Here is an 8,638-nt window from a genome sequence, read left to right on the forward strand (position 1 = left end):
TTGGCAAAATCCTCCAGTGTTTTTACCAAGAGTTGTCAAACAATCCGAAACTGGTTTGGAGAAATAATTAGTTATTTCGAGCGAAGGACAACGAATGGGGTGGTCGAGGGAATCAACAATAAACTTAAACTAATAAAACGGAGAGCCTATGGCTTGAGAAACTTTCGGAATTTTTGGGTTAGAAGTATGTTGTCTTGGCATCATATTTTTTGAAGATGGGGGAGGTAGAGACGGTTCGCCATTTAGCGGTATTAATGGGACGAGGGGAAAGAACAATCCATCGCTGGTTAAGTTTTTACAAAAAAAGGAGGAATCGAGCGATTATTATCTGAAGGAAACCCACCAGGAAGACCGAAAAAGATTTCGGTAGAAGAAGTCGCTCTTTTACAAAACGAATTAAAAGACCCAGTGGGTTTTACCAGCTATAAAGAGATTTATTTTTGGCTCTCGGTCGTTCGAGAAATTTCCGTCAGCTATACAACAGTTTATCGTCTCGTTAGACAGGAATTAGGAAGCTCAATTAAAAGTACCTAGACCACGAAATCCGAGACAATTGCCTGGCGAAGTAGATGAGTTTAAAGCGAACTTATCTAAACGACTAAAAGCTTTACTAGACAGGGAAAGCGAGAAAGTAAAGCGTTACGAGAAAGTAAGTTTTTGGTGCGAGGATGAAAGTAGATTTGGTTGTCACACTATTGCTCGGAATAAAATAACTCTTTTCGGAGTTAAGCCGATTGGTAATTTTCAAGATAACTTCCAATGCTTTTGGCTGTACGGGGCTGTAGAGCCTCGACAGGGAAGAAGCTTCTTCTATGAATTCTCCCCTTTAGATGGGGATTGTTTCGGAGAATATCTATTACAACTATCGCCAGCTTTTCGGTTCTTCGGTTTGTGTTATGCAATGGAGGGGGGTTATAAAGGATAAAACCCTTACATAGAAAGACATTGCTTCGATTTTTGCCAATTGTTTTCTATCTAGAACGAGCTAATCAATTGAGTCTCTTGCCCTATAAGGATTTAGTCGATTTATGCCCCCTGATCGAATCATACCAAGTAACGAAGAGCCAGCTTTTCCCAATGAATTACATATTTTACAAGTAGATAACGCTCCTGCACATATTGCGGGACACTTAGAAATTCCCGACAATATTATCTTGTTTTATCAACCTTCTTGTTGTCCTGAAGTTAACCCCGCAACAGAGAGTTTGGCTGTACCTGAAAAATTTTCTGGCATGGGAAACTTTTGAATCTCTTGATGCTTTAAGAGATAAACTCGATGCTCTTTTAAATCGTTTATCCAATGACACTATCGGGTATTTAACGGGATGGTCTTGGATTTTAGAAGCTCTATGTCTGTCAGGAATTTAGAAATTTGGTATTACATCTTGATATAAAAAATGGCGAAATTTGGGTTCAACATGATGTCCCTGAAGTGGGAATCGCCAATGAATTAGTTAATTTAGGTGTTCCTAAAGAGGATATTGTCTTAGCTCTTCATGAACCTTTAGTTAGACCCTATACAGGGTTTGCAGTCGGTTAATTTTTTAGATACCAACGCAGAAACCGAACCACTGACCTTAAAACTTTGACCCCTTCCCGAAAACCCCATAACCCTATTTGTCTAAAAATATTAAGAGATGTAACTATTTATGCCTAAGCTAGAAAGTGATTACTCAACAGGGGTGAGATCAGGATAGTCTAGATCGAGCAGTCAGATAGATGTTTAGTTAAATTCCTACTTCAGATATGTCCGTTTCTAGTCCTCCTCGTTCCCTGCGTATCGGTTCCCGTAAAAGTCAGTTAGCCCTAGTACAAACCTATTGGGTACAGGCAGAATTGAGTAAACACCACCCCCATCGACAGTTTGAGGTGGAGACGATGAGTACCCAAGGCGATAAAATTCTCGATGTGGCCCTGGCGAAAATCGGTGATAAGGGTTTATTTACCAAAGAATTAGAAGTGGGAATCTTGGATAGATCGATCGATCTTGCCGTCCATTCTCTCAAGGATCTGCCCACTAAGTTGCCGGAAGGCTTAATCTTGGGTTGCGTCACCGAAAGAGTTAATCCGGCCGATGCTTTGGTGGTAAATAGCGAAAACCAAGACTATCAATTAGACACTTTACCAGAAGGTGCGGTAGTGGGGACTTCTTCCCTGCGGCGATTGGCCCAGTTGCGTTACCATTATCCCCATCTGACTTTTAAGGATGTGCGCGGCAATGTTAACACCCGTCTGGCAAAACTGGACGCGGGAGAATACGACGCGATTATTCTGGCAGTAGCGGGATTGGAAAGGTTAGGATTGGGCGATCGAGTTCATCAGGTTATTCCGGCGGAAATTTCTCTCCATGCGGTGGGACAGGGGGCTTTAGGGATAGAATGCCGCCATGCTGATCCAGAGGTTTTGGAAGTCCTAAAAGTGTTGGAACACGCCCCTAGCCGCGATAGATGCTATGCTGAACGCGCTTTTTTACGGGAGTTGGAGGGGGGTTGTCAAGTTCCCATCGGAGTGAATACGGCGATCGAGGATGGTATCCTAACTTTAACGGGTATGGTGGCTAGTCTCGACGGTAAGCGCCTGATTAAGGACTCGGTTAGCGGTGATCCTAGCCATGGGGAAGTCTTAGGACGAGATTTAGCCCATAAAGTGCGCGAGGCTGGTGCTGGAGAGATTTTAGCCCAGATTTTCACTGAAGTGGGACGATAATCAGTGATCAGTGATAAGTTATCAGTGGGTAAGTTATCAGTTATCAGTCTTAAACAGCAAAAAGCTCCAGTGCCTCTCCCATGCAGTTTTAACAAGTGATGTGGATAGGCAAGCAGCTGATCAGTATTGCAGCAATTCTCCCAGTATCGAGATTTAATTGACTTCAGTTCGATTGATAGTCTTCTCCGCCGGGATGATAGAATTGCCTTTCGGAGTCAGGAAATTGTGCAAGATGTGACGATTTTGAATTAAAACTAAAGTTGCGATCGCTAAGAGAAAATAACCAAAACCTTTTTGTAACTGTTTTGCGGACACAAACTGTCCCAGATAGGAACCGATAAGAGTACCGAGAGCAGCCGCAAAAGCAAAGGATAGGGTTAACTGCCAATCGACGCTAATATGACCTAAATAACCCAGTAATCCGGCTACAGAATTGAGGAAAATAATCAGCAGGGAAGTGGCGATCGCTTGAACCATGGGGATTTTACCCAATAATACCAGCGCGGGAACGATAGCGAAGCCTCCCCCAACCCCAACTAATCCCGTCAGGACACCCACAGCAATTCCTTCGCTCATTAACCAGAGCCAGCAATATCGGCAGACTGGTTGGGGGTAGAGAGTCAGATTTTTTTGCCGATCGCGGGCTTTATAATCAGGATTATCTATCTGTGCTGATCTGCGGATCATAAAGGCTGCCGCTAGGAGCATTAGTGTCGCAAACAGGAGCATCTGGAAGGTGGCAGTGACAAAGGGAAATGTGGCTAATCTTGCTCCCAAAAAAGCCCCTACCATCGTGGCAGAACCGAAGATAAAAGCGGTTTTTAAGTTAATGTTGCCTTTTTTCCAGTGGGGAATCGTGCCGAGTAAACTGACACTACCGATGACTAGAAGCGTCATAGCGATCGCAGATTTGGTCGGTACTCCCATCACATAGACTAGAATCGGTAATGCTAGTACAGAACCTCCTCCTCCTAACAATCCCAGACTAATCCCCGTACAAACGGCTAATAAATGTCCAATTAACCAAGTCATTTCAGTTATCAGTTATCAGTTATCAGTTATCAGTTATCAGTTTCTGAAGGCAACAGGCCCCAAGTAAAGAATCTGACAATTCTCCTACCTAAAAAGAAGGCTAGAAACTAAGTACATCTTAGGTTTTAGATTCTTCTCTTGTTATCAGTTATCAGCAAATCATATTTCATTATTTACTGGTTACTGATTACTGATGACTGATTACTGCTTACTGATGGGGTTGATTATAGGGAAGTTTAGCCAGAAGCATAGCTAAAGCACAGGTATTACTAATCCCCGCAAAAACTAGACCAGAACCGACAAAACCGCTTAAAATCAGGAACCAAGGCGAGAGAAAGGCTCCTAATACTGTTCCGAGGACTACTAAGGAACCAGCGACGATCTGCACCTGACGGAATAGGCTAATTGGCGCATTTTGGTCTTTTTCGGTGGCATAACCCGCACTTTTCCAAGTATTTAAGCCGTTTTTAAGCTGGGCAACTTGGCTAAATCCTGCCGCAATCAGTTTTTGTGCTGCTACAGTGGATCTGCTGCCGGAATTACAGTAGAGAACTAGGGTTTGATTGGGGTCAAAAGCGATCGAATCGGGGTTAAAACTGGAAAGTGGTACTAATTTCGCCCCTGGAATGCGATCGCTTGCGTACTCCCCCGGTTCTCGCACGTCAATTAAGCAAACTTCTCGACGCTCAATTAAGTTTTTTAAAGTATGGGCATCAAATTCTAGTAATTTTGCCTGATTTGTGGTATTGGTCATCGTTAATCTCCTGAATGGATCTTTAAGCTAAAACAACTCCTAAATTACCGCAGCCTTGGTTAGCGGGAACTGCCTCCATGATCTTTTTGGGATCTGGTAAATTAAGACTGTTCATAAACTCGATAAATTGTCTGCGGTTACGTCCGACAAAACGGGGATTGTATTGTTTTTCTTCGGCAATGGTGGAGACAGTTAAACCGCGATAGTCGTGGCCGGGATAAACTAGGGTACTATCGGGGAGAGTGAAAAGTTTTTGCGTGACCGAATCAAAGAGGGTACCAGCATCGCCGCTTTGGAAGTCGGTACGACCACAACCTCGGATAAATAGGGCATCTCCCGTCAAAATATGACTGTTATTGACTAAATAGGCTAGATGACTATCGGTGTGACCAGGAGTAGCGATCCCTTTGATGGTGATATTTCCTAGTAACAATCCCTCTCCATCTGCCAGATGGCGATCAGCACAGGCTACTTGAGCATTTTCGGGAACTATACCCAGACAGCCTGTGATTTGCCTTAATTTTCCAGTTCCTGTGACGTGATCGGCGTGAATATGGGTTTCTAAACAGTATTTTAGCGTTAATCCTAGCTCCTGTAATTGCCGATCATCCCTTTCCACCTGTTCCCGCACTGGATCCACCAATACCGCTTCCTTGCTGACGGGATCGGCAATCAAATAAGTATAAGTGCTGGTTTCGGGATCAAACATCTGACGGAATAGCATTATCTCTGACTCCCTTTATATAACTTTATAACTATACTACCATATAATTATGAATTTGTAGAAAACCTCTAGCAGGATTAATTTTTTGGCTGTATCTCACTGTCGAGTCAAGAGGCAAAAATACAAATAAAGCGAGAACTGTCGCTCTTGCAGTTCCCGCTCTATTATTGTTGGAGTATCTAACCCCCAAATAAATATTGAGTTAAATTAGTACAAATCTTCTTCTTTGTGGGTGACGATCACACAGTCAGAAGTAGGATAGGCGACACAGGTGAGGACATAACCCGCTTCAATTTGATCATCATCTAAGAAGGATTGATCAGACTGATCAACGCTACCAGATTCGATTTGACCAGCGCAACTAGAGCAAGCACCAGCACGGCAAGAAAAGGGTAAATCTAATCCTTCTGCTTCTGCTGCCTCGAGAATATATTCATTATCGGGAACATCAATTGTCTGGTCGCCACCAGGTGTTTTCAGGGTGACTTTATAAGTGGTTGTCTTTGTTTTTTTTGCCATAGGTTGTTCCTCAGTCTTAAAATCCCTTCTCTCGCCGTTTAAACTGAACGGGTCGAATGAGTTTTCCTTTTGATACTACAGGAAAATTTACCCGGCTCAACTTAGCATTAGTAATGACAGCCTTAAATAAACTTAAAATAATATTTACTTATCTCTTAGGTAAATAACCCCCGATAGTTGTGGATCAATCGTTAAATAATCTCATCAATCTTTAGGTAATAAGTAGTCATGCAAAATAAATTTCCTAGTGAAGATAGGCAAGGAGCAAAAGCTTGATCGAAATGTGTAATTAGGGTCTGCTGAAAAAGTTTTTCCTGGGGGTAGGAGTCAGTAGCCGGTCGTCAGGAGCCGGTCGTTTCAGGCTTTGTTGCCCTTGTTTTTTGTACCAAGCGATGTACTATAAGAAGGATAATGCAAGGTTTTTGAAAGTCCCAATCCTATTTTCGCAGCATGAACATCGGACTTTAACAGGTCAAAAGCCTTATTTTAAAAGGGTTTTACCATTATTCAGCAAGCCCTACTTAAGTAGTTTTTTAGCTATCAGCTAGAAAAGGTAAAAGTCAAGAGTTGGGAGTGAGCGAGATGCAGAATAAAAAAGCTTAATCCTGCAAAAAAGCGAGGGGATAACTCATATTCTCAGCAAATCCCAAGATACCTTGATCCCGATGCTCATAGAGTAAATTTCCTTGACTATCAAATAAAAAAGTCCCTCCCCGTTGGGTGAGATAACTACTATCGGGGATATATGTTGACCAATTGCCCAAAACTTGACTCATATTACGAAGTCTCAGGGTGGCTAATTCAAAAGGTCGCTGAAAACCTTGACCCCCAGCAAGATTGAATAGGGAACCCCGGAAAGGTGGTAAAGGCCGCGCTTGCATTGTTTCCTCCTCGGCAATTAATTGGGGGGCTTTGCGATCGCCAAGATAACCCCGCAGCACTTCGGCCAGAGTCCCCGGACTACCCACACCCGCACACATAAAAATTAGATTTAACCAAGCATTTTGCCCGGGAGAAAACCCAGGTAATTTTAGCGATAAACCGCGATAAAGTCCTAATAAATTATGTAATTCGGCTTTGGGGTCAACAAAAAGCCAATCTTGCCGAAATTTCGTATATTCAGCGAATTTTAACCCTGAATTGCGATCGCCGATACCGATGGCACGAATGGTTATCCCGGCATTTTGCCAAAGGGCTGCCTCTTTTTCTAACCACCAAGCGTATTCGAGACTATCAAAATCTCCCAATTGCGGCCAAACAAGAATTAAAAGACGTTTATAATCGGCACAATCGCTTAAAATTGGCACTATTTGCCCATCGCTGACCCTTTGGCGTTGAATTGTTGAAAATATTTCATAGCTGCTGCTCATCTGTAAATTTCTCCTAATAAAACCGCTGCTTTTGCCCCCGTGACTTGCGGTAAATTACCGGGGAAATTGTGCCAGCGCCAATAGGCCAAGAGGGCAAAAGCGATCGCTTCTTTAAAATCGCTATTTAATCCTACCTCATCAGTGGTCAAAAGCTTGACATTTGACCCCAAATGTGCTAGGAGTCGTTGGCGCAGGTAGGCATTACGAGCGCCACCACCGCAGAGCAGCACTTCCGCGGGCATTTCTGGCAAAAAGGTTTGATAGCTGTGGGCGATCGAAATGGCGGTTAAATCGGTTAAACTAGCCAACCAGTCGGCATCACTGAGGCAATAAGCTTGGGCATCCTCGCGCAATTGGGCTAGATAGGCGGGGCTAAATAACTCTCTGCCAGTGGATTTAGGGGGATATTGTTGAAAATAAGGCTCCTGTAGCCATTTATGAACTAATTCGGAGCAGGGTTGACCCTGAGCCGACCATTGACCGTTATAGTCGTAGGTTTGTTGGCCTTGGCTCAAAAATTGTACGGCCAAATCGATGAGGACATTGCCGGGGCCGGTATCCCAACCGAAAATTTTTTGCTGCCAATTTTCCCTTTGTCGGGGGGGTAGATAGGTTAAATTGCCAATACCGCCGATATTTTGGACGCAGCGGGTTTTAGTGGGGTGAGAAAGCAGATAAGCGTCAATTTTCGGCACTAGGGGCGCACCGTGACCAGCTTGGGCGATATCGGCAGCGCGAAAATTACTAATGGTGGGAATACGGGTAATTTTTGCGATCGCTGCTCCCCGTCCTAATTGTACCGTGTAACCGAGGCGATCGTTTGCGGGGGGTCGATGAAAAACGGTTTGACCGTGACTGCCGATTAATTGGGCTTTTGGGGCTTCTTTTTGGATATTTAAAGCGGCACGGGCGAATTCTGCGGCGATATCATCATCTAAGCTGGCTAAAGCTTCAAGGTCGAGCTTTTCTCCCCCACAGACTTGTAAAATTGTCTCGCGTAATCGGGGGGAATAGGGATAGGTTTCTCCAGCTAATAACTGCACCTGTGGAGATTCCACTGTACCGCTAATCTCCACTAAAGCGGTATCGATACCATCCACCGATGTGCCACTCATTAAACCGATAACTAACAAGTTTTTTCCCTCAACTGTCGATTGTTGATTATTTTATCTTGAATGTCGGGGTGAAGACCGTTCGGACCTCGGCGTGAGCTTTTGTCGAACGCTGAGATCACGGCCGAAGCCCTCGCTTGAGCGCGACGGGATGAAACCCCGACCAGTATAAAACAGCACTTCGACAAGCTCAGTGACACGAAGCACGACATTTCGACACATTTCGACAGGCTCAATGTAAAGGCTCAATGTAAAGGCTCAATGTAAAAGCTCAATGTCAACTAAAATCTTGACAATCCGATGCTCTACAGGTTAACTTAAAATAAGTTGTTTGAGGTCGATAAACAATGATTGTCTTAGAAATGAAAGCCGTGGTTAAACCAAGTCAGTGTTCTGCCATTGATGAAGCTATTCGTACAGT

At 43.8% G+C, this 8,638-nt stretch carries 8 protein-coding genes and 4 pseudogenes; 6 read left to right on the forward strand and 6 right to left on the reverse strand.

What is annotated here, in order from left to right; genetic code table 11:
• From O9290_RS10140 to hemC, 5 genes and pseudogenes are all read left to right on the forward strand, one after another.
• Positions 1 to 213: transposase (locus O9290_RS10140; RefSeq protein WP_288087023.1), on the forward strand; the 213-nt coding region annotated here is incomplete at its 5' end.
• A pseudogene (locus tag O9290_RS10145) lies at positions 192 to 877 on the forward strand (IS630 family transposase); the annotation flags it as partial. The gene O9290_RS10140 and the pseudogene O9290_RS10145, both read left to right, overlap by 22 nt.
• 185 nt (positions 878 to 1,062) lie before the next feature.
• A pseudogene (locus O9290_RS10150) lies at positions 1,063 to 1,368 on the forward strand (IS630-like element ISMae27 family transposase); the annotation flags it as partial.
• A gap of 4 nt (positions 1,369 to 1,372) precedes the next feature.
• Positions 1,373 to 1,540: pseudogene (locus O9290_RS10155) on the forward strand (element excision factor XisI family protein); the annotation flags it as partial.
• A gap of 206 nt (positions 1,541 to 1,746) precedes the next feature.
• Complete coding sequence (hemC, locus tag O9290_RS10160; protein ID WP_288054883.1) at positions 1,747 to 2,706, forward strand: hydroxymethylbilane synthase; 960 nt, start codon at positions 1,747 to 1,749, stop codon at positions 2,704 to 2,706.
• 153 nt (positions 2,707 to 2,859) lie between these two features.
• On the opposite strand, the gene O9290_RS10165 is transcribed toward hemC, so the two are convergent.
• From O9290_RS10165 to O9290_RS10190, 6 genes are all read right to left on the reverse strand, one after another.
• A complete protein-coding gene (locus tag O9290_RS10165) occupies positions 2,860 to 3,738 on the reverse strand; it encodes a sulfite exporter TauE/SafE family protein (RefSeq protein ID WP_002758816.1) in 879 nt (292 codons plus the stop codon).
• A 208-nt stretch (positions 3,739 to 3,946) separates the two neighbouring features.
• Positions 3,947 to 4,492, reverse strand: coding sequence for a rhodanese-like domain-containing protein (locus O9290_RS10170; RefSeq protein WP_002786812.1), 546 nt, complete (start codon positions 4,490 to 4,492; stop codon positions 3,947 to 3,949).
• 22 nt (positions 4,493 to 4,514) lie between these two features.
• Positions 4,515 to 5,216: an MBL fold metallo-hydrolase gene (locus tag O9290_RS10175; RefSeq protein ID WP_288054881.1), complete on the reverse strand. Its 702-nt coding sequence runs from the start codon at positions 5,214 to 5,216 to the stop codon at positions 4,515 to 4,517.
• 207 nt (positions 5,217 to 5,423) lie between these two features.
• Positions 5,424 to 5,735 carry a ferredoxin gene (locus tag O9290_RS10180; protein ID WP_002758813.1) on the reverse strand — a complete coding sequence of 104 codons (312 nt, stop codon included), beginning with the start codon at positions 5,733 to 5,735 and terminating at the stop codon, positions 5,424 to 5,426.
• Between the two features lie 599 nt (positions 5,736 to 6,334).
• Positions 6,335 to 7,105 carry a peroxiredoxin-like family protein gene (locus O9290_RS10185; RefSeq protein WP_002758812.1) on the reverse strand — a complete coding sequence of 257 codons (771 nt, stop codon included), beginning with the start codon at positions 7,103 to 7,105 and terminating at the stop codon, positions 6,335 to 6,337.
• A complete protein-coding gene (locus tag O9290_RS10190; protein WP_502846457.1) occupies positions 7,102 to 8,238 on the reverse strand; it encodes an anhydro-N-acetylmuramic acid kinase in 1,137 nt (378 codons plus the stop codon). Before O9290_RS10190 ends, O9290_RS10185 begins: the two co-directional genes overlap by 4 nt.
• Positions 8,239 to 8,564: 326 nt before the next feature.
• On the opposite strand from O9290_RS10190, the pseudogene O9290_RS10195 reads away from it, so the two are divergent.
• A pseudogene (locus tag O9290_RS10195) lies at positions 8,565 to 8,638 on the forward strand (transposase); the annotation flags it as partial.

Origin of the sequence: Microcystis sp. LE19-41.2A (assembly GCF_027530405.1) — a bacterium.
GTDB lineage: Bacteria > Cyanobacteriota > Cyanobacteriia > Cyanobacteriales > Microcystaceae > Microcystis > Microcystis aeruginosa.

Bases quoted from the DNA above. Each gene is read 5' to 3' on its own strand.
- hemC (WP_288054883.1), top strand. From the start codon at position 1,747: ATGTCCGTTTCTAGTCCTCCTCGTTCCCTGCGTATCGGTTCCCGTAAA.
- O9290_RS10165 (WP_002758816.1), bottom strand. From the start codon at position 3,738: ATGACTTGGTTAATTGGACATTTATTAGCCGTTTGTACGGGGATTAGT.
- O9290_RS10170 (WP_002786812.1), bottom strand. From the start codon at position 4,492: ATGACCAATACCACAAATCAGGCAAAATTACTAGAATTTGATGCCCAT.
- O9290_RS10175 (WP_288054881.1), bottom strand. From the start codon at position 5,216: ATGCTATTCCGTCAGATGTTTGATCCCGAAACCAGCACTTATACTTAT.
- O9290_RS10180 (WP_002758813.1), bottom strand. From the start codon at position 5,735: ATGGCAAAAAAAACAAAGACAACCACTTATAAAGTCACCCTGAAAACA.
- O9290_RS10185 (WP_002758812.1), bottom strand. From the start codon at position 7,105: ATGAGCAGCAGCTATGAAATATTTTCAACAATTCAACGCCAAAGGGTC.